This window comes from Mycolicibacterium rutilum, from assembly GCF_900108565.1.
Taxonomy (GTDB): Bacteria; Actinomycetota; Actinomycetes; order Mycobacteriales; family Mycobacteriaceae; genus Mycobacterium; species Mycobacterium rutilum.
On the sequence record NZ_LT629971.1, the window covers coordinates 4,279,790 to 4,298,413 of the forward strand.

At 67.7% G+C, this 18,624-nt stretch carries 24 protein-coding genes, 1 tRNA gene and 1 other annotated feature; of the genes, 4 read left to right on the forward strand and 21 right to left on the reverse strand.

All coding sequences use genetic code 11. The annotated features are described in order from the left end of the window. Positions 1–269: 269 nt before the first annotated feature. Positions 270–1,510 (forward strand): IS3 family transposase gene (locus BLW81_RS20850; protein ID WP_407662278.1). Its coding sequence is split into 2 segments (ribosomal slippage): positions 270–552 and positions 552–1,510, totalling 1,242 coding nucleotides; the frame shifts between segments, so codons are not numbered across the junction. Continuing rightward, positions 545–662 (forward strand) — a sequence feature (AL1L pseudoknot). (Overlaps the previous gene by 118 nt.) 128 nt (positions 1,511–1,638) lie before the next feature. On the opposite strand, the gene BLW81_RS20855 is transcribed toward BLW81_RS20850, so the two are convergent. The 12 genes from BLW81_RS20855 to BLW81_RS20900 form a co-directional block, all read right to left on the reverse strand. Beyond that, positions 1,639–2,211 carry a hypothetical protein gene (locus BLW81_RS20855; RefSeq protein WP_083408820.1) on the reverse strand — a complete coding sequence of 191 codons (573 nt, stop codon included), beginning with the start codon at positions 2,209–2,211 and terminating at the stop codon, positions 1,639–1,641. A gap of 400 nt (positions 2,212–2,611) precedes the next feature. Beyond that, positions 2,612–2,950 carry a hypothetical protein gene (locus tag BLW81_RS20860; RefSeq protein ID WP_157897771.1) on the reverse strand — a complete coding sequence of 113 codons (339 nt, stop codon included), beginning with the start codon at positions 2,948–2,950 and terminating at the stop codon, positions 2,612–2,614. Between the two features lie 249 nt (positions 2,951–3,199). Next, the gene (locus tag BLW81_RS20870; RefSeq protein ID WP_083408822.1) at positions 3,200–3,748 is read right to left on the reverse strand and encodes a hypothetical protein; all 549 of its coding nucleotides are present in this window, start codon (positions 3,746–3,748) and stop codon (positions 3,200–3,202) included. A gap of 23 nt (positions 3,749–3,771) precedes the next feature. Next, positions 3,772–4,152 (reverse strand): hypothetical protein, encoded by a 381-nt coding sequence (locus BLW81_RS20875; RefSeq protein WP_083408823.1) that lies wholly within the window; start codon positions 4,150–4,152, stop codon positions 3,772–3,774. Beyond that, positions 4,145–4,312, reverse strand: coding sequence for a hypothetical protein (locus tag BLW81_RS29455; protein WP_157897772.1), 168 nt, complete (start codon positions 4,310–4,312; stop codon positions 4,145–4,147). Before BLW81_RS29455 ends, BLW81_RS20875 begins: the two co-directional genes overlap by 8 nt. Beyond that, positions 4,309–4,689: a hypothetical protein gene (locus BLW81_RS29460; RefSeq protein ID WP_157897773.1), complete on the reverse strand. Its 381-nt coding sequence runs from the start codon at positions 4,687–4,689 to the stop codon at positions 4,309–4,311. The genes BLW81_RS29455 and BLW81_RS29460 overlap by 4 nt, the downstream gene beginning before the upstream one ends. Then, positions 4,686–4,931 (reverse strand): hypothetical protein, encoded by a 246-nt coding sequence (locus BLW81_RS20880; protein ID WP_083408824.1) that lies wholly within the window; start codon positions 4,929–4,931, stop codon positions 4,686–4,688. The genes BLW81_RS29460 and BLW81_RS20880 overlap by 4 nt, the downstream gene beginning before the upstream one ends. Before the next feature lie 361 nt (positions 4,932–5,292). Further along, positions 5,293–5,535: a hypothetical protein gene (locus BLW81_RS20885; RefSeq protein ID WP_083408825.1), complete on the reverse strand. Its 243-nt coding sequence runs from the start codon at positions 5,533–5,535 to the stop codon at positions 5,293–5,295. Further along, positions 5,532–6,476, reverse strand: coding sequence for a hypothetical protein (locus BLW81_RS29465; RefSeq protein ID WP_157897774.1), 945 nt, complete (start codon positions 6,474–6,476; stop codon positions 5,532–5,534). The genes BLW81_RS20885 and BLW81_RS29465 overlap by 4 nt, the downstream gene beginning before the upstream one ends. After that, positions 6,473–6,901, reverse strand: coding sequence for a hypothetical protein (locus BLW81_RS20890; protein ID WP_083408826.1), 429 nt, complete (start codon positions 6,899–6,901; stop codon positions 6,473–6,475). The genes BLW81_RS29465 and BLW81_RS20890 overlap by 4 nt, the downstream gene beginning before the upstream one ends. Next, a complete protein-coding gene (locus tag BLW81_RS20895) occupies positions 6,888–7,088 on the reverse strand; it encodes a hypothetical protein (protein WP_083408827.1) in 201 nt (66 codons plus the stop codon). Before BLW81_RS20895 ends, BLW81_RS20890 begins: the two co-directional genes overlap by 14 nt. Beyond that, positions 7,085–7,294: a helix-turn-helix transcriptional regulator gene (locus BLW81_RS20900; RefSeq protein WP_197680332.1), complete on the reverse strand. Its 210-nt coding sequence runs from the start codon at positions 7,292–7,294 to the stop codon at positions 7,085–7,087. The genes BLW81_RS20895 and BLW81_RS20900 overlap by 4 nt, the downstream gene beginning before the upstream one ends. A 357-nt stretch (positions 7,295–7,651) precedes the next feature. Here BLW81_RS20900 and BLW81_RS20905 point away from each other — a divergent pair, with 357 nt between their 5' ends. Next, complete coding sequence (locus BLW81_RS20905) at positions 7,652–8,794, forward strand: tyrosine-type recombinase/integrase (protein ID WP_083408829.1); 1,143 nt, start codon at positions 7,652–7,654, stop codon at positions 8,792–8,794. A gap of 73 nt (positions 8,795–8,867) precedes the next feature. Here BLW81_RS20905 and BLW81_RS20910 read toward each other — a convergent pair. Beyond that, a tRNA-Pro gene (locus BLW81_RS20910) sits at positions 8,868–8,941 on the reverse strand. 88 nt (positions 8,942–9,029) lie between these two features. On the opposite strand from BLW81_RS20910, the gene BLW81_RS20915 reads away from it, so the two are divergent. Further along, positions 9,030–10,523 (forward strand): cryptochrome/photolyase family protein, encoded by a 1,494-nt coding sequence (locus tag BLW81_RS20915; RefSeq protein ID WP_157897775.1) that lies wholly within the window; start codon positions 9,030–9,032, stop codon positions 10,521–10,523. A 6-nt stretch (positions 10,524–10,529) separates the two neighbouring features. Here the strand turns inward: BLW81_RS20915 and BLW81_RS20920 are convergent, their stop codons facing one another. From BLW81_RS20920 to BLW81_RS20955, 8 genes are all read right to left on the reverse strand, one after another. Further along, positions 10,530–11,444 (reverse strand): sulfite exporter TauE/SafE family protein, encoded by a 915-nt coding sequence (locus BLW81_RS20920; RefSeq protein ID WP_083408831.1) that lies wholly within the window; start codon positions 11,442–11,444, stop codon positions 10,530–10,532. Between the two features lie 228 nt (positions 11,445–11,672). Beyond that, entirely contained in the window at positions 11,673–12,455 is a 783-nt protein-coding gene (locus BLW81_RS20925; protein WP_083408832.1) for a sulfite exporter TauE/SafE family protein, read from the reverse strand. Between the two features lie 42 nt (positions 12,456–12,497). Next, entirely contained in the window at positions 12,498–13,907 is a 1,410-nt protein-coding gene (gene der / locus BLW81_RS20930) for a ribosome biogenesis GTPase Der (protein WP_083408833.1), read from the reverse strand. Further along, positions 13,904–14,587, reverse strand: coding sequence for a (d)CMP kinase (cmk, locus tag BLW81_RS20935; RefSeq protein WP_083408834.1), 684 nt, complete (start codon positions 14,585–14,587; stop codon positions 13,904–13,906). Before cmk ends, der begins: the two co-directional genes overlap by 4 nt. After that, positions 14,584–15,327: a pseudouridine synthase gene (locus tag BLW81_RS20940; protein WP_083408835.1), complete on the reverse strand. Its 744-nt coding sequence runs from the start codon at positions 15,325–15,327 to the stop codon at positions 14,584–14,586. Before BLW81_RS20940 ends, cmk begins: the two co-directional genes overlap by 4 nt. Then, on the reverse strand, positions 15,320–16,033 hold the full coding sequence (gene scpB / locus BLW81_RS20945) for an SMC-Scp complex subunit ScpB (protein WP_083408836.1): 714 nt from the start codon (positions 16,031–16,033) through the stop codon (positions 15,320–15,322). Before scpB ends, BLW81_RS20940 begins: the two co-directional genes overlap by 8 nt. Beyond that, positions 16,026–16,862: a segregation/condensation protein A gene (locus tag BLW81_RS20950; RefSeq protein ID WP_083410708.1), complete on the reverse strand. Its 837-nt coding sequence runs from the start codon at positions 16,860–16,862 to the stop codon at positions 16,026–16,028. Before BLW81_RS20950 ends, scpB begins: the two co-directional genes overlap by 8 nt. Positions 16,863–16,870: 8 nt before the next feature. Further along, the gene (locus BLW81_RS20955; RefSeq protein ID WP_083408837.1) at positions 16,871–17,731 is read right to left on the reverse strand and encodes a ParA family protein; all 861 of its coding nucleotides are present in this window, start codon (positions 17,729–17,731) and stop codon (positions 16,871–16,873) included. 138 nt (positions 17,732–17,869) lie between these two features. Here BLW81_RS20955 and BLW81_RS20960 point away from each other — a divergent pair, with 138 nt between their 5' ends. After that, complete coding sequence (locus BLW81_RS20960; RefSeq protein WP_083408838.1) at positions 17,870–18,622, forward strand: O-methyltransferase; 753 nt, start codon at positions 17,870–17,872, stop codon at positions 18,620–18,622. Positions 18,623–18,624: the final 2 nt, after the last annotated feature.

Below are 18,624 nucleotides of genomic sequence, written 5' to 3' on the forward strand. Positions count from 1 at the left end.
GCCTATGGACAGGTGCTGACGGAGAGCAGGTGCCGACAGGCGCACTGTTATCGGCGGGGTTTCGCACAAGAAGGAATGAGGGCGCGCCCGTGGTCTCCCGAACCTCGAGCGATAACAAGACGAACGCACTGACCTCGATACGGTGTCCCCGCACGTGGACAGGCAGCCCGCCCCTCATGTACACGCTGGCCTCAGCGCTCGCCTCCGACTTCGACGAGGTGTGAACTACCCCAGGTTTTCTTCCGATCTCTATAGGAGGATTGGAAGTTATGCCCCGTCAGTATTCGCCCGAGTTTCGGGTGCGTGCGTTGCGTTTGGTGGACACCACAATGGAGTCTGCGGAAGTGTCTGAGTTCGAGGCGATCAAGTCTGTTGCGAGCAAACTCGGGGTTGCCGAGGAGTCGGTGCGTCGGTGGCGGCGTAAGTCGCAGATCGATGCCGGCGAACGCCCTGGCGTGACGACCTCCGAGCACGCTGAGATTCGCCGCCTCAAGCGCGAGGTCGCCGAATTACGAAGAGCGAACGAGATTTTGAAGTCTGCGTCAGCGTTTTTCGCAGCGGAACTCGACCGCCCAGGAACGAAATGATCGCCTACATCGATGCGCATCGCGATCAGTTCGGGGTCGAGTTCATCTGCCGTGTTCTGCGGGCAGCTATCCCTGGGTTTTTCACGTCCCGCGGTTACCGCGACGCCAAGACCCGCCCCCGCTGCGACCGCGCTCTGCGCGATGAGCTGCTGATCGCCGAGCTGGCCACCGTGCACCGGGCGAACTACTCGGTCTACGGCGTCAAGAAAATGCAGCACGCCATGATCCGGCGTGGCTGGTCGATCGGACGCGAACAAACCCGCAGGTTAATGCACTTGGCTGGCCTGCGCGGTGTGCGGCGCGGCAAACCGGTATTCACCACAATCACCGACCCCGCCGCGGCCCGACCGGCCGATCTGGTCAACCGGCAGTTCGCCACCAGCGCACCCAATCGGCTCTGGGTCGCCGACATCACCTACGTGCGGACCTGGCAGGGGTTCTGCTACACCGCGTTCGTCATCGATGCCTGCACTAAACGGATCGTCGGGTGGGCGGTGTCGCCCACGATGAGCACCGAAGACTTACCTCTTCAGGCGTTCAATCATGCTGTTTGGCAACAGAACTCAGATCTTTCTGAGTTGATCCATCATTCCGACCGCGGATCGCAATACCTATCGCTGACCTATACCGAGCGGCTACTTGAGCTCGACATCGCGCCATCGGTGGGATCTCGCGGAGATAGCTATGACAACGCCCTGGCCGAAGCAGTCAACGCCGCCTACAAAACAGAACTGATCTACCGCGGCCGGCGCTGGCGCGGCGTCGACGACGTCGAACTGGCAACCGCTCAATGGGTGGCCTGGTACAACCAGGAACGCCTGCACGAAGCCCTCGGCTACCTCACCCCAGCCGAGTACGAGACCGCCCTCACCGCGGACTCACACCATGCGAGCCAGCCAGCCCCGGCCCTCGCAACCGCATAGGAAGAAAACCTGGGGTAGTTCAGTGCGCCCGCTCCGGTGCACGGACCTGTTGCTGATGGCCACAGACGTCACGCGAGGAGCTCGAAGCTAGTGGTGTGTCACGCAATTAGTTAACTGCATGTTCGGGATTATGTGTCGGTGAGTGCATCACCAGCAGCCGCGTTGCCGATTTTGCCGCGATTGACCGCTGCTGCCTGGTGAATGGAGGCCTTGAGCTCTTCGTAGGCACACTCGTGCGGACGGAGGGCTTTCAGCCGTCCGAGTCGAATCGTCTTCTGCTCCGTGACGTTTCGGTTGAGAACACTCGTCGGCAGCACGTAGAACCTCCATTGCGCGACGTCGAGCGGGCGGACATGTTCGCGGTCCGTACCCGTGAGCAGACAGAAGACGTACACGTCGGCGCTTCGCTCCGCACTGGCCACAAAGGTGTTGGCGCGGGCGTCCCAGCCCTTTGCGGGGCGGATGTTGAACGCGATCTCTGATAGCCGGGTTTGCTTCCACGTTTGCACGTAGGCAGCCGACTTCACCTCGACACCGATATCGCCGATGACGAGGTCGTACTTGTCCCATTCGACGCGCTTCGTGTCGCAAATGCCGAGTGCTTTGGCCACGATGTACTCGGCCAGCACACCACGGGTGGTGTTCGTGAGCAGGTCGTCGTACGCCCAGGCTAGAAATTCCTGTTTATCCAAGTAACTCATCGTCGAGCCTTCATCGCTTGCGCAGTTCCCTTTCCCAGTACCGTCGTCACTTTGTGCCGGTCGATGTCGTCGAGGGTCAGCACCGATTCGGGTCGGGCGATCCACTCCATGTCCCTGGCATTCTGCATGTTCCAACATGCGGTTAACCAATAATGAGACGGACCACTAGCGCCGCGAAGCTCGTCACTACGCCGCCGCGCGTCTACGGGTCGATGCCGCCTTAACCTCGCGGCCGGTGCTCGGCTCCCTGGTGCCGTAGGTCGAAGAGATCCGCGTACGGCAGTCGACGTCGCGCAGCGACTTGAGGTTTCGGCCGAAGCTGCGACGTCTCCGGTAGGACAGTGAGCCAGTAAGTTCCCTGCATCTCGCTATCCCTCTCCCACAGTCCGATTCCCGCGCATCAGATCATCGCCTCGTCCCATGGCTCTGACGCTGGCATGGCCAGGATCGCCGCCAGCCAGTCACCCGACGTGTCCCTCCCGCGGGCAGGTTTGTCGATCGCCTCAATCTCGGCCGCGATCAACGTCTGCTGCCGGATCAACGCGGCCAGCGCCGTCGGCTTCGTGGCCGGATCGTCAAGAGCAGCCGCGATCCGATTCCGCATCGCCACCAACAGCTGCCGGCGATCACCAGAGCGCGCAGCAGCCGTCACCGACACCGGCGTCACCTTCCGCGGTGCCCGCTTCGCCGGCACCTTCCGCGCCGCAGCCTTCTTCGCCGACGCCTCGCCGTCCCTCACCACTTGCAGCGTCGCCGGCGACGCCGGCCGCTTCCGTGGAGTCATCAGATCGGCCTTCCTACTTGTAAAAAAAATTTCTGGGCAGGGGGAGAGCCGCCTGTGCTGCGAAGTGCGGCGTGGGGGCTCCCTGGGGGTACCTCCCCCTGGTCTGCTCGGTGTCGCTGGCGGTCACGTCATGGTCCTCGTCGTGGTGGGCCTCGCGGCTGGCGTGCGCGGTGTGCGCTTCCCGGTGCGCCGGCCGCGAGGCGGTCATGCTCCCCATAGGTAGGTGAGGGTGCGGTCGAAGGACCGCTGTTGGAGTTCGGCAAGGTCGCGGAGATCCTTGAGGTCTTCGCCGGCGCTGGGGTTCTCGCTGATGTACGCGTTGATGATGCTGGGCCAGCCGGCTTCGAGTGCTCGCGCGAGGACCGCGGCGGCGAGGGTCTTGTCGTCGGAGCGCAGGGCTGCTGCGAACACCTGCTCTGCCTCGTCGCTTCGCGCGAGGCGCGCTGCTCGGTCCTGCGAATCTCGGTAGAGCAGAACCTGTGCGGGATCGCTGCTCGTCACGCTCGGCAGCCCGAATAGCTTCCGCTCTAGCGTCTGCTTCTTGGTGTTGATGAGCTCGGTTTCTTTGCGCTTGAGGTCGCGGAGCTGCTCGCGGGTCCGGTCACGTTCGGCGTCGAGCTTGGCCTGTCGGCCCTGTTCGGACAGGTTGCGGTCGTTCGCGATGCTGTCTTTGGTTTGGCTCGATCGCTTCTGGATGCTCGCGCCCTGTGCGCGCAGATCTTCGATCTGGGACTTGAGTTGTGTGAGAGACATTGTGCGCGTTTCCTTTCGGTGAGTTAGGCCGCGGTGCGGCCTGTGGTGAGGTTCCAGAGTTCCTGTATGCGGGCTGCTACCGGGTGTTCGCCGAAGTGGCGGATGCCGGCCTGAACGACGTCGCTCCATCGGTGGTCGATGGCGATTTGCAGAATCGCGAGGACAGCGAACCCGTCTGCCGACTGGCTGGCGCAGATGAGGTATCGGGCTGCGGCGGACTCGTCTGCGATGTCGATATCGCCTCGGCCGCGTGCAGCATTGCGGAACACGATGTGTCGCAACTGCGCGATGCGTTCGGTCGTTGCGCGCGCAGCTTCGTCCCGGCGCCGGCGTTCGACGTCTGCCCGGTCGACATTTCGGACGGCCCGTTCGACGATGGTCAGCCCGTCGCGCGCGCTAGTCATCGCGGCCCAGCAGTGATTTGACGAACTGTCGATTGGCTGTGCGGTGCGGGTCGACGTCTTCCGGTTCGGCGTCCTCGGTTTCGGCGAGTACGTCGCGGAGCAACTCGATCTCGTCGTCGGTCATGCTGGCGACCAACCGCGCGATTTCGTCTCTGTTCATAGCCTTCCTTCGATGTGTTCGCGTAACGCTGTCTCGTCGACGAACCAGCGGCCAGCGATCTTTCGGCCTCCTAGTCGCGGGGCGAGTCGGCGGGCCTGCCTGTCCGAAATGTGAAGGCGGGCAGCGACTTCGTCGGCTGGCACGGTGGGTTGTTCCACGGCGACAGCCTTGCTGATCGCAGATGAACGGACGTCCGAGTGACCGGCTACGGCCATCGCCGCGGCAAGTTCGCAGGCCAGAGCCTCGTATTTCTGATATGGAACTCCGCCCCATTTGCGGTGTTTGACTGCGATCAGTGCGCATTCGAGCGCGGCGCGCAGCGCCGGTCCGCTCAACACCACGACACCTTCTGCGCGCAGTAGACCGGTTTCGCTCATGAGTCCGCCGCGGCGGCCGGGGCGGGTGCGCGTGTTTTCCGGCTGCGTGGGCCGTGTGAGCGGTCCGCGCGGGGCGGGGCGGCGATGTCGACGGCCACGACGCTGTGCACGCCGATGCACAGCGGGCCGCATGGCGTGAGTTCGGCTGCGGCAGAGCGCGCTTGCTCGATGGTCTCCCAGTGCGTCCACTCGGCGTTATTCGGCGGGTAGCGGTGGCAGACCAGCACGGCGCGCAAGCTCATTGCTCGGCCTGCTGTCGCTGCGCTTGTCTGCGATGCCATTCGCAGATATGGCCTTCGGCGCGTACCCGGACCCGGCACGGCGGGCCGGCCAATGTGGGTCGGCCGCAACGATAGGTTCGCCGGATCTCAAGATCTAGCTGGAGCTGGCTCGGTGGCCGGCGTCGCACGCACGGCACACGTCGCCGGCGCGGGCCGAGAATGCGGTCGTCGACAGCGAGACAGAACTCGCCCGCCGCGACGCCACACGTTGCACACGGCCAGTCGATCCGGCCGAGGTACGCCGGTGGGATGGATGCAGTCGTCGGCGCCTCACTGCCGTACTCCAGAAGTGCGCTCATGGCGTGCTTGTCGGGCATCGTGATCAGTCCTCGGGATCGGTTGGGCTGTGCGGGGGTTGGTAATACAGGTCGGGTTCGTGGATGGGGACCGTGATGTCTCTGACCGCCGGGGAGGTCGGCGTCCTGTGGGTGCAGCGGACGGCCGGGTCGATCGGTGTGCGGTCCGGGCCGAGCAGCCAGCCGCATGGGTCGCAGCGGCGGCACCGGCGGATCGCGGACGCTCGTTCCTCGCGTGCGGCCTTTTCGATGACGCGACGGCGGCTCATGCTGACGTCCCGGCTGCGATCGCGGCGTCGTGGCATCGGGTGCAAGCAGGGGGTGCGGTCGGCAGATGGCCGTGACGCCGGCAGCGTGGCCGGCCGTCGGGTCCGGGAACCCACGCCGGCGGTTCGGGCTTTGGCAGGGGTTCTCGGCGCACTGGCGTTGTCGGCTCGGCTGTCTTCGAGAAGGCCGTCATGAGGAAGCGCGCCTGTTGTCGCTGCTGCCATTCGTCGCGGATCTTTCGGCGCCGGCCGCACGCGCCACACGACGCGTCAGTGCCCTCGGGCATGTGTGCGTCGCAATAGCGCTGCGGCCCGGGGTCGGGGTCGGGGTCGTCGTCGACGAGTTCGGCGTCGACCCACGCGCCAGCGGGGTCGGTTGACTGTGCGGGGAGATTTCGCGGGGGTGGGTCGTCGTCTGGGTCGGGGACGGGTTCGACGTCGAGCGGTTCGTCCGCAGCCGGCTCGGCCTTCTCCCCCACTTCTTCACTTAGTTCTCCAGATATAGGAAGAATGTTGTGTTTCGCCGCACCTGCTTGTTGTGTTTCGCCGCACCTGCTTGCTGCATTCCGCGCAATGGATTCGGCATTTTCGCGTAATGGCACGTCAGAGCCTTGTTGCATTCCGCGTAATGGCACGTCAGGGACTCGATACGCTTGCGCCCGGTCGCCGTAGAACGAGTCCACCGGCGTCCTTGCCAGCAGCTCGCCCGCGCCTTGCAGCTTGACCAGTGCTCGACGGATCGAATCGCGATGCACGCCGCCGAGCGCTTGGCCGATGTCGTCCTGCGATGCGCGCCACCACATCTCGCCGTCTACCGTCTTGCGGCCGTTCGTTTCACCGGGCAGCCCGTTCACGTATCGGACCAGTGCCAGAATGGCGGCGCCGAGCACACCGACGCGGCCGACGTCGGCGGGCAGCACCATGAGGAACTCGGGCGATCTCATCGCGCACCCGATTTCTTGGCGCGCAGATACCGCGCCCGAACCAACTGCCGAGACCACAACTTGCCGCCAGGCCTGCGCCACTCCAAATACGAGTAGTTCAGCCGGTGCGCGATGTCGGCGTACGCCTTGCCGTTCTCGCGCATGATGACGATGGCCTGGTTAGGGTCTACCGGCTCCGGCTTGCCGCCCCAAACACCCTTGGCGTACCGCCGCGGCAGCGGCCCCGTCTTCTCGTGCTCGGGCACATCGAGTCGGTACCGGCTGCGGTCGGTGTCGAAGAGTTCGTCATTGACGACCAGGAGCACGTCCCGACCGTCTGTGTCGACGGCGACCGCGAGGAGGTAGCCGGCCAGACCGACGTCGCAGAGGCATACGGAGCGCTTCCAGTCGACGAGCGCGGACCCATCGAAACTACGGGCGTCCATCAACCGGCAGCGCTGCGATGCGTGCCGCCCCCGCGGCGGCAGCCAGCTGGTCGGCAAGTTCGATCGCGAACTCAGGCGTGACGCTGTACGGATTCCCGATTCCGCTCCCGACCGCGAGCACGACCAGACCGGGACGCGACGCATTCGCCGCGACGTGAATAGCGGGCTGATCGGGTGGCCGGTTCACGCCACACCGCCGTCGAGCAGACCAGCGACGAAGGCGTCGACGTCAGCTTGCGGAATCAATGTTCTCGCACCGATTTTCACGCGGCGCAAGGTGCCGTCGTCGATCAGCCCATACACGGTGCTGCGGCCGACGCTGAGTTGTCCGCAGACGTCCGGAATGGTGGCCAATTTGCGCTGAGTGGGTGTGGCGCTCGCATTCTCAAGCACAGGGGATCCCCTTCTGAAACGGGAACGCCGAGCAACAGACAAGACCATCTGGGTCATGTCCGTGCTCGGCTGCCGGTTCAGCAAGTCCCGGTGCGGGACTCAGCGGGTGGACCCCAGTGCGGGGCGTGCGCCGTTCGTCTCAGCTCCTACGATCTCGCCGGCCCGGAGTTCCCGGAGGGTAATGCGCCGGTCGAATCCCGCCTGTGTAGCGGGCGTGTCGCCTGTAAGCCTTTGATTAGCGTTCGGAGTTCGGTAGCCGCGACTGTACCCGCCGATTTCGTGCGCGTCCGTGAAGACACGCGCGTACGCCTCCGGCTACCCTGCGGGTGCGACCACTTGACCTCATAGGGGACGGATATGGGAACACGCCGGGCTGATGGCGAGGGTTCATACCGGCAGCGATCCAATGGGCTCTGGGAGGCGTCGACCAGGTACACCGCGGCCGACGGGGAGCGAAAACGGCTCAGCGTCTATGGCAAGACTCGCGCCGAGGCACGCGGCAAGCTCAACGATGCCCGCAAGCGGATCGCCGAGGGCGCTCCCCCGCGCGACGACAGGCAGACGATCGGGCTGTGGCTCGCGTCCTGGCGGACGACGGCGTTGCCGGCGTCATCCCGGAAGGCGACCACCCAGGAGCTCTACGCCAATTTGTGCCGCAAGCACTTGGAGGGCGACACCGAACTCGCCACCCGGCGGCTCGACCAGATCCGGCCGACGCACGTCGAAGCGCTCGTATTGCGCCTGCGCGGTAAAGGGCTGTCCGACAGCACGGTTCGACAGGTGTACACGGTGCTGCGGGCCGCGCTGGACATCGCTGTCCGCGACGGCTTGCTCGCGAACAATCCGACGGCCAAGGTGAAGCGTCCCGCCGTGGCGCCGAAGGAAGCGCGGTACCTGTCCACCGAAGACGTGCGCCGGCTCCTGAACCAACTCGATGGGCTTCGCTACCGGCTCGCGGTGCTCTTGATGGCGGCGACCGGGATGCGCCGCGGTGAAGTCGCCGGGCTGCGCTGGTCCGACGTCGACCTGACCAAGGGTGAGTTGACCGTGGCCGGCATCGTCGTGCGCGTCGCCGGCGCGTTGGAGTGGACCGCGCCGAAGACCGATCGGTCGCGGCGACGCATCCCGTTGACGACCGGGCTCATCACCGAGTTGAAGAAGCACCGCAAGACGCAGATCGCCGAGCGGCTGCACGCCGGCGATCAGTGGACTGACACCGGCGCCGTGTTCGCGACGGAGGTCGGCGGCTGGCTCGACCCGCGCAACCTACTGCGCACCGTTGAGATTGCAGCGGGCAAGGCTGGGATCGAGAACGTCGGCGCGCACACGCTGCGACATTCGGCAGCCGTCGGCTGGCTGGAATCCGGCGTACACATCAAAGCCGCGGCCGACCTGCTCGGGCACGCGTCGATCAACATCACCGGCGATCTGTACGGGCACACCAGCGATGACGCCGCGCGGGCTGCGGTGAAAGGGCTCGGCGATGCGCTCGGACTGTGAAGGCGGTATGCAAAGGCGGTACGCAATGGAAAAGGCACGATCCAATCTCTCGGAAAGTGCCTCTGACCTGCTGTCGGGCTGACAGGATTTGAACCTGCGACCACTTGACCCCCAGTCAAGTGCGCTACCAAGCTGCGCCACAGCCCGCGCGCTGCCGAGGATCGCCCGGCAGCGTGGAAATGCTACCCCAGCCCACCCGCGCGATCCCAACCGCCGCACGGGGTACTCCCCCGCCGTGACCGCCACCGTCAACGACGACACCCCGCTCTGGCTGTTCGCCGACCAACTCGGCCCTGCCGTCCACGGCGGTGAGCACGCGCACCGCGAGGTGCTGCTCATCGAGTCCGACGCCGCGCTGCGCAAGCGTCGCTACCACCGCCAGAAGCTGCACCTGGTCCTCTCGGCGCTGCGGCACGCGCACCGCGACCTCGGCGACCGGGCCACCCTGCTCAAGGCCGACACCTACACCGAAGCGCTGGAACACTTCGGCCGGCCGGTCCTGGTGCACCAGCCGACCTCGCATGCCGCCGAGAAGTTCGTCGAGCGTCTGCAGAAGGTCGGCCTGGTCGCCGACGTACTGCCTACCCCCACATTCGCATTGCCCCGCAGGGACTTTGAAGAGTGGGCGGGTGACCGCACCCGGTTCCGCATGGAGGACTTCTACCGCGAGCAGCGCCGCCGCTTCGACGTCCTGATGGACGGCGTCGACCCGGTCGGGCGCCGCTGGAACTACGACGAGGACAACCGCGAGTCGCCGCCGAAGAAGCAGGCCACCCTTGGCGTGCCCAAGCCCTATCAGCCGCGCGAGGACGACATCGACGAGCAGGTCCGCCGCGACCTCGACCGGATGGACATCGACACCGTCGGCGCCGACGGGCCCCGACTGTTCGCGGTCACCCCGAGCGAGGCTCGCCGCGCCCTCAAGCGCTTCATCGACCACCGCCTGCCCACCTTCGGCCGCTACGAGGACGCGATGATGGGCCAGGACTGGGCGATGTCGCACTCGCTGCTGTCGGTTCCGCTCAACCTCGGCGTGCTGCACCCACTGGATGCAGTCCACGCCGCCGAACAGGCCTACCGCACCGGGGCGGCACCGCTGGCCGCGGTCGAGGGTTTCGTCCGGCAGATCCTCGGCTGGCGCGAGTACATGTGGCACCTGTACTGGCATTTCGGCCCGGACTACACCCGCAACAACGAACTGGACGCGCGTACCGAACTGCCGCGGTGGTGGGCCGATCTCGACGCCGACTCCGTCACCGCCGAATGCCTGCGGCACGCCCTGATGGGCGTCCGCGACCGCGGCTGGACGCACCACATCCAGCGGCTCATGGTGCTCGGCAACCACGCCCTGCAGCGCGGCTACTCACCGCGCCAGCTGACCGAATGGTTCGCCACCGCCTACGTCGACGGGTTCCGCTGGGTCATGCCCACCAACGTCATCGGCATGAGCCAGCATGCCGACGGCGGCAAGCTCGCCACCAAGCCGTACGCCGCAGGCGGCGCCTACATCAACCGGATGAGCGACCACTGCGGTGCCTGCGCCTACGACCCCACCAAACGGCTCGGCGACGACGCGTGCCCGTTCACCGCCGGCTACTGGAATTTCGTGCACCGCCACCAGGACCGGTTGTCGCGCAACCGGCGCACGCAGCGCACCGTCTCGCTGATGGAGCGTCTCGGCGACATCGACGCCGTGCTCGCGCAGGAGAAGGCGCGCCGCTCGTTCTGAACGCCGCTAGCGGCCGACGGCAGCGACCGGCTCGGCGTCGGCCGCCGTCGCGGCGGGCTCCACGACCCGGCGGTACCGCCACGCCACGTACAGCGCCGCCGCCCAACCGAGCACGATCAGCGTGTACACCGCTGTCGACCACGGCCAGTGAATACCGAAGTAGTGCACCAGCTTCTGGCTGTTGGTGAGCACGATCACGCCGCCGACCGCGGTGCCCAGCAGTGCCGGCCGGATCCGGCTGACCAGCCACGCCGCGAACGGCGCCGCGATCACCCCGCCCACGGCCAATCCGAGGACCACCGGCAGGTTCTGCACGAACTCCTCGCGCAGCCCGACGCCGAAACCGATCGACGCGGACGCGGCCACCAGGAACTCCGATGCGCTGACCGATCCGATCACCGTGCGCGGCGCGGTCTTGCCGCGCGACAGCAGCGTGCTCGTCGTGACCGGGCCCCAACCGCCGCCACCGGAGGCGTCGATGAACCCGCCGAACAACCCGAGCGGGCTCAGGAACTTCGCCGAGTGCGGGGTCTCACCGTGCCGCAGCACCGGCGGATTGCGCAACGAGAACCGCAGCAGGACGTAGACGCCGATCGCGACGAGGATGGCCGCCATCAGCGGCGCCGCGTGCTCGGTCGACAGCGACGACAGCACCGTCGCGCCGGCGAACGCCCCGATCGAGCCGGGCAGCCCCAGCTTCAGCACGATCGACCAGTCGATGTTCTTGAACCGCCAGTGCGAGAGCCCCGAGGCCAACGTCGTGCCGACCTCGGCCAGGTGCACCGCCGCACTCGCCTGCGCCGCGCCCAGTCCGCTCAGCACCAGCAGCGTCGACGCGGTGACACCGAACGCCATCCCCAGGGCGCCGTCGACCAGCTGGGCTCCGACACCGACGAGCGTGAAGATCAGAAGCGAACGCACAGGTTCGGCTGCTTTCGAGAATGGTCACCGCGGCAACGGCGACCGGACGGACAGGGGGCGCGCGATCAGATGCGCGCCCGACACCATTCGTCGAAGGCGATGATCCGGCGCGACGGCCAGAACGGCTCCAGCGCGCAGAGGGCCGACGGCGCGGTGCGGAAGCGACGTGCAGCCACCGGGCGGTCCTCTCTTCGAATCATGCGAACGGCTCCACATTACCCAAGGCGCTCAGAGTGTCACCAATCGCCACAGCCCGATGAGCCCCACGACGACGATCACGGCCCGCAGCACCGCCGGCGACATCCGTCGCCCGTAGTGCGCGCCGAGGAAACCCCCGATCAGCGAGCCCGCCGCGATCAGCCCGGCCGCCAGCCAGCTGATCCGGTCGAACGCCACCACGACGTAGGCGACCGCGGCCACGATGTTGACGACCAGCGACAGCAGGTTCTTGGCCGCGTTCATCCGCTGCATGTCCTCGGGCAGCAGCGCACCCATCGCGGCGATCAGCAGAATCCCCTGTGCCGCAGTGAAATAGCCGCCGTAGATGCCGACCGCGAACGTCGCAAACACCACCGCGGCCATCCGCAGCCGCGACACGTCCTGCGCGGACTGGCCGGCCGCCTCGGCCCGGCGCCGCGCGTAGGCCTGGATGCGCGGGCCGACCACCACCAGGATCAGCGCGGCGATCAGCAGGGCTGGCACCACCTGCTCGAACACCTTCTCCGGCAGGTGCAGCAGCAGCCATGCGCCGACGCCCGCGCCGAGGAACGACGCCGGGATCTGCCAGGCCAGGCGGTTCCACTGGCCGCGCAGTTCGCGGCGATAACCCCAGGTGCCGGAGACGCCGCCGGCCACCAGGCCGATCGCGTTCGACATCGTCGCGGTGACCGGCGGGAAGCCGAGCGTCACCAGCGTGGGGAACGTGATCAAGGTGCCGGAGCCGACGAGCGCGTTGATGGCGCCTGCCCCGACGCCGGCCAGCGCGATCAGAACCAGGTCGACGACGGGCACTGGCGCCAGGCTAGTCGCGTCCGCTGGACCGACGCTGAGCGGCTACCGGCCCTTCTTGGCGAAGCGCTTCTCGCGCACCCGCACGTTGATCCGGATCGGGCTGCCCTCGAAGCCGAACGTCTCGCGCAGCCGTCGCTCCAGGAACCGGCGGTACCCGGCCTCGAGGAACCCGGTGGTGAACAGCACGAAGGTCGGCGGCCGCGCGGTGGCCTGGGTGGCGAACAGCACCCGCGGCTGTTTCCCGCCGCGCACCGGCGGCGGGTTGGCCGCGATGACTTCCTTGAAGAACGTGTTCAGCCGGCCCGTCGGCACCCGGGTGTCCCATGACGCCAACGACTTCTCCAGCGCAGGCACCAGACGCTGCACCGCGCGCCCGGTCTTGGCGGAGATGTTGACCCGCGGCGCCCACTGCAACTGGACCAGCTCGCGGTCGATCTCGCGCTCCAGCAGGTAACGGCGGTCCTCGTCGACCAGGTCCCACTTGTTGAACGCCAGCACCAGCGCCCGGCCCGCCTCGACCACCATCGTCAGCACCCGCTGGTCCTGCTCGGTCAGCGGCTGCGACGCGTCGATCAGCACGATCGCGACCTCGGCGGCGTCGATCGCGCCGTGGGTGCGCACCGACGCGTAGAACTCGTGCCCGCTGGCCTGGCCGACCTTGCGCCGCAACCCGGCGGTGTCGACGAACCGCCACAGCTTGCCGTCCATCTCGATCAGCGAGTCGACCGGGTCGACCGTCGTGCCCGCGACGTCGTGCACGACCGACCGCTCGTCCCCGGAGAGCCGGTTGAGCAGCGAACTCTTGCCGACGTTCGGCTTGCCGACCAACGCGACCCGGCGCGGCCCGCCGCCGCCGGAGCCCAGCTCCGACATCGCCGGCAGCGCCTCGATCACGGTGTCGAGCAGGTCGGCCACCCCGCGCCCGTGCATCGCGCTGATCGGGTGCGGCTCCCCCAACCCGAGTGACCACAACGCGGCCGCGTCGGCCTCGCCGCGCTCGGAGTCGACCTTGTTGGCGGCCAGGAACACCGGCTTGCCGGACCGCTGCAGCAGTTTGGCCGCAGCCTCGTCGGCGGCAGTGGCGCCGACGACCGAGTCGACGACGAAGATGATCGCGTCGGCGGTGCGCATCGCCACCGACGCCTGCTCGGCCACCAGTTGCTGCAGACCCTTGGCGTCGGGCTCCCAGCCTCCGGTGTCCTGCAGCACGAATCGCCGACCCGACCACAGCGCGTCGTAGGACACCCGGTCCCGCGTCACGCCGGGCACGTCCTGCACGACCGCCTCCCGGCGCCCCAGGATCCGGTTGACCAGCGTCGATTTGCCGACGTTGGGCCGCCCCACGACGGCCACCACCGGCGGCGCGGCCGACGCCTCGTCGACGGCCTCGGCGATGTCGTCGGCGCTGATCTCCCAGTCGCTCTCGTCGACCCAGGTGCCGTCCTCGCTCATCGCTGCGCCCCCGCGCGTTCCCGTACGAGCTGCTTCAAGTGCTCGATCACCTCTGTCTGCGTCATCGCGCTGGTGTCGACCACCACCGCGTCGTCGGCGGGGCGCAGCGGCGACACCGCCCGGGTGGAGTCCAGGTGGTCGCGTCGCTGCACGTCGGCGAGCACGGACTCGTAGTCGTCGGGCAGGCCGGCCGCGACGTTCTGGCTGTTGCGGCGCCGGGCCCGTTCCTCGGCCGACGCGGTCAAGAAGATCTTCACGTCCGCGTCGGGCAGCACCACGGTGCCGATGTCGCGGCCCTCGACGACGACGCTGTCCTGCCCACCGGCCAGCGCCCGCTGCAGGTCGACCAGTCGCGTGCGCACCGCGGGCACCGCCGACACCGCCGACACCGCCTTGGTCACCGCGTCGCCGCGGATCTCGGCCGAAACGTCTTGTCCGTCAAGGTAAGAGCGGTCCTCGTCGGGGTCGTAGCCGACCGCCAGCTCGGCGCCTTGCGCCACGGCGGCGACGGCCTGCGCGTCGGCCAGGTCGGCGCCCGCGCGCAGCACGGCCAGCGTGACGATGCGGTACATGGCGCCGGTGTCCAGATACCGCGCTCCCAGCGCACGCGCCAAACCCCGTGACACCGTGGACTTTCCGGTGCCGGCCGGCCCGTCGATCGCCACCACCAGTGAGGTCACAACCCCACCGCCTTGTACAGCTCGCCGAGCTCCTTCTGGGTCAGCACCCGGATGCTGCCCGGCCGCTGCTCACCCAGCGACACCGTGCCGATGTCGGTGCGCACCAGCTCCTGCACCGGGAAACCGACCGCGGCCAGCATCCGCCGCACGATGCGCTTGCGGCCCTCGTGCAGGGTCACCCGCACCAGCGTCTTGCCCGGCACCTTGTCGACCACCGCGAAGTCGTCGACGCTCGCCGGTCCGTCCTCGAGTTCGACACCGTCGCGCAGTTGGCGGCCCAGCCCACGGGGCACGGTGCCGACCACCGTCGCCACATACGTTTTCGGCACCTCGTACGACGGGTGCATCAACCGGTGCGCGAGTTCGCCGTCGTTGGTCAACAGCATCAGTCCCTCGGTGTCGGCGTCGAGCCGGCCGACGTGGAACAGCTTCTTGTTGCCCCGCACCCGGTGCTCGACGAGGTCACCGACGCACGGCCTGCCGCGGTCGTCGGACATCGTGGAGTGCATCCCCTTGGGCTTGTTGATCGCCAGGTGCACCAGCGTGTCGTCGACCTTCACCCGCGCGCCGTCCACCCGGATCACCGAGACGTCGGGATCGACGCGGGTGCCGAGTTCGGTCACGACGCGGTCGTCGACCTCGACCCGGCCGTCCCGGATCATCTTCTCCGCCACCCGTCGCGACGCAATCCCGGCCTGCGACAACACTTTCTGCAGCCGGACGCCTTCACCCTCAGTCATGCGGATCGGTGTCCACGTCGAAGGACGCCGGCTGGGCGGGTGCCGGCGCGCCGCCGCTCAACTTGACGAATCGCGGGTCGTCGTCGAGGGATTCGCTCAGGTCGTCGATCACGTCGACGTCCGGCAGCAGCGGCGCGATGTCGGGCAGATCGGCCAGCGACGTCAATCCGAGCCGCTCCAGGAACAGCTCGGTGGTGGCGAACGTCACCGCACCGGAGTCGGGGTCGGTGCCGGCTTCGGTGATCAGTCCGCGGGCCACCAGCGTGCGGATCACCGCGTCGACGTTGACGCCGCGCACCGCGCTGACCCGCGCTCGGGTCACCGGTTGGCGGTAGGCGATCACGGCCAGCGTCTCGAGCGCGGCGCGGGTGAGTTTGGTCCGCGCCCCGTCGAGTAGCAGCCGCTCCACGTACGGCGCGTAGCGCGCCCGCGTGTACATGCGCCAGCCGCCGCCGGCCTCGCGCAGGTCGATGCCGCTGTCGCGGTCGGCGTACTCCTGCGCCATCAGCTGCAGTTTGGCCGCGACGCGGTACGGCGGCTGATCGGTCGCCGACGCGAGCTGTTCGACCGGTGCCGGTGTGTCGACGACCAGCAGCAGCGCTTCGAGCGCCGCGCCGAGTTCGTCGTCGTCGAGTTCGGGCGCCTCGGTGGCCTCGATCCCGAGGTCCGGTGCGGTCGCGACGTCCCCGAGGTTGTCGTCATCCATATTGATCTTCTTCCACCGCCAGCTGCTGATGCGTCGGACGCTCACCGGTCCACGAAATCTGCAGCACTCCAAGCGGTTCCGGTTGTTCGAACGCTACTGCCCGGGCGCGGAAGAGCTCGAGCAGCGCCAGGAACCGCCCGACGATCTCGATCGGGGCCTGGCAGTCGGCCACCAGGTCCCGGAACGAGGCCCACTGGCCGATTCCGCGGCTCTCCAGCAGTGCCATCAGATTACCGACCTGCTCGGGCACCGACACAGCGACGTGGTGCAGATGCTCGGTGCCCACCGTCGGGACCGGCCGCGGCGTGAACGCGGCGGCCGCGATCTGCGCGAACGCCTCGGCGTCCACGCCGATCATCACCTCGGGCAGCAGTTCCTGGTAGCGCTCCTCGAGCGCGACCGACCGCGGGTAGCTGCGCAGCGCCGCGGCCTCCAGTTCGGCGAACATCTCGGCGACGTGCTTGAACGCCCGGTACTGCAGCAGCCGGGCGAACAGCAGGTCGCGAACCTCGAGCAGCGCGAGGTCCTCGTCGTCGTGCACCTCGCCGGCCGGCAGCAGGCGCGCGGCCTTCAGGTCCAGCAGCGTGGCCGCGATGACGAGGAACGCCGTGGTCTCCTCGAGTTCGAGTTGGCGGCCGATCGTCTTGGTGTAGGCGATGAAGTCGTCGGTGACCTGGTGCAGCGCCACCTCGGTGACGTCGAGGCGGTGCGCGAAGATCAGCTGCAGCAGCAGGTCGAACGGGCCCTCGAAGTTGGCCAGCCGGACCTGGAAACCTGACTGCTCTTCGGACTCGGACGTCGCCGCCTGCGTGGCCTCCGGATCCGTCACCGCGGCATTCACGCGCCGAACCGGTCGATGACCTCACGGGCCAGCGAGCGATAGGCTTGTGCACCACCGGATTTCGGCGCCCACGTGGTGATCGGCTCACCCGCGACACTGGTCTCGGGGAACCGCACGGTGCGGGTGATGACGGTGTCGAACACCAGGTCGCCGAACCGCTCCAGCACGCGGGCCATCACCTCGCGGGAGTTGACGGTGCGCGGGTCGTAGCGGGTGATCAGGATGCCGCTGATCGACAGTTTCGGGTTCAGCCGGTCGTGCACCTTGTCGACGGTGTCGGTGAGCAGCGCCAGGCCGCGCAGCGAGAAGAACTCGCATTCGGTGGGGATGATCACCCCGTCGCTGCAGGCGAGGCCGTTGACGGTGAGCAGCCCGAGCGACGGCTGGCAGTCGATCAGCACGTAGTCGTACCGGTCGAGTACCGGATACAGCGCCCGCGCCAGCGACTGTTCGCGGCCGACCTCGTTGACCAACTGGATCTCGGCGGCCGACAGGTCGATGTTGCTGGGCACCAGGTCGAGGTTCTTGACCCGCGTGTTGATCAGCACGTCGTCGATGGACACCCGCGGTTCGACCAGCAGGTTGTGCACGGTGTGCTCGAGCTCGTAGTGCGGTACGCCCAGCCCCGCCGACAGCGCGCCCTGGGGATCGAGGTCGACCAGCAGCACCCGGCGGCCGTACTCGGCGAGGCTGGCACCCAGGTTGATGGTCGACGTGGTCTTGCCGACGCCACCCTTCTGGTTGCACATCGCGATGACCTTGGCCGGCCCGTGCTCGGTCTTGGGTCGCGGCTCGGGAATGTCCCGCGGTGGGCGGCCGGTCAGGCCCAACTCCACCGCTGCTGCGTCGTCGCTCATATCCGACCGTCGCTGGTCAGGCGGTTCATGGACATGGCGGACATCCGGGCAAGTTTAACGGGACACGCCTGCCAGGTCAGCCAGACCCGCGGGCAACTTCGGACCCGATTGCCGAGCGACGCGGCTTAGGCTGACGCCATGGGCCTGAGGCGACGGATGCCGTTCCTGCGCTGGTCGATCTGGCGCCTGGCGTGGGCCATGCCGGGCTTCCTCAAGACGGGCCAGATCGGCGACGGCCGCGAGGCGGCATGCGCGGCGTACGTGGAGGCCAACGCCCGCCGCGGCGACATCGACGACGTGCTGGCGACCATCGACGAGTTTGCCTACGAGCGGTCGATGCTGATGAACGTCGGCGACGAGAAGGGCGCGCTGCTCGACGCCGCGGTCAGCCGCGCCGATCCGGCCCGCGTGCTCGAACTGGGCACCTATTGCGGCTACGGCGCCCTGCGCATCGCCCGCGCCGCCCCGTCGGCGCGGGTGTACTCCGTCGAGTTCGCCGCGGCCAACGCCGACGTGGCCCGCCGCATCTGGTCACACGCCGGCGTCGGGGATCGCGTCACCTGCGTGGTCGGCACGCTGGGTGACGGCGGCCGCACGCTCGCTGCGCTGGCCGATGAGCACGGCTTCACCCGCGGCTCGCTTGACCTGCTGTTCATCGACCACGACAAGAACGCCTACTTGTCCGACCTGCAGAGCATCCTCGACCGCGGGTGGCTGCATGACGGGTCGATCGTCGTCGCGGACAACGTCAAGGTCCCCGGCGCCCCGAAGTATCGGCAGTACATGCGCGAGCAGCAGGGCAAGCTGTTCGACACCGTCGAGCACAAGACTCACGTCGAGTACCAGACGCTGCTGGCCGACCTGGTGCTCGAGTCGCGGTACCGGGGCTGAGC

Bases quoted from the DNA above. Each gene is read 5' to 3' on its own strand.
- BLW81_RS20855 (WP_083408820.1), bottom strand. From the start codon at position 2,211: ATGAGTTACTTGGATAAACAGGAATTTCTAGCCTGGGCGTACGACGAC.
- BLW81_RS20870 (WP_083408822.1), bottom strand. From the start codon at position 3,748: ATGTCTCTCACACAACTCAAGTCCCAGATCGAAGATCTGCGCGCACAG.
- BLW81_RS20875 (WP_083408823.1), bottom strand. From the start codon at position 4,152: ATGACTAGCGCGCGCGACGGGCTGACCATCGTCGAACGGGCCGTCCGA.
- BLW81_RS29455 (WP_157897772.1), bottom strand. From the start codon at position 4,312: ATGAACAGAGACGAAATCGCGCGGTTGGTCGCCAGCATGACCGACGAC.
- BLW81_RS29460 (WP_157897773.1), bottom strand. From the start codon at position 4,689: ATGAGCGAAACCGGTCTACTGCGCGCAGAAGGTGTCGTGGTGTTGAGC.
- BLW81_RS20880 (WP_083408824.1), bottom strand. From the start codon at position 4,931: ATGAGCTTGCGCGCCGTGCTGGTCTGCCACCGCTACCCGCCGAATAAC.
- BLW81_RS20885 (WP_083408825.1), bottom strand. From the start codon at position 5,535: ATGAGCCGCCGTCGCGTCATCGAAAAGGCCGCACGCGAGGAACGAGCG.
- BLW81_RS29465 (WP_157897774.1), bottom strand. From the start codon at position 6,476: ATGAGATCGCCCGAGTTCCTCATGGTGCTGCCCGCCGACGTCGGCCGC.
- BLW81_RS20890 (WP_083408826.1), bottom strand. From the start codon at position 6,901: ATGGACGCCCGTAGTTTCGATGGGTCCGCGCTCGTCGACTGGAAGCGC.
- BLW81_RS20905 (WP_083408829.1), top strand. From the start codon at position 7,652: ATGGGAACACGCCGGGCTGATGGCGAGGGTTCATACCGGCAGCGATCC.
- der (WP_083408833.1), bottom strand. From the start codon at position 13,907: ATGAGCGAGGACGGCACCTGGGTCGACGAGAGCGACTGGGAGATCAGC.
- BLW81_RS20940 (WP_083408835.1), bottom strand. From the start codon at position 15,327: ATGACTGAGGGTGAAGGCGTCCGGCTGCAGAAAGTGTTGTCGCAGGCC.
- scpB (WP_083408836.1), bottom strand. From the start codon at position 16,033: ATGGATGACGACAACCTCGGGGACGTCGCGACCGCACCGGACCTCGGG.
- BLW81_RS20955 (WP_083408837.1), bottom strand. From the start codon at position 17,731: ATGAGCGACGACGCAGCAGCGGTGGAGTTGGGCCTGACCGGCCGCCCA.
- BLW81_RS20960 (WP_083408838.1), top strand. From the start codon at position 17,870: ATGGGCCTGAGGCGACGGATGCCGTTCCTGCGCTGGTCGATCTGGCGC.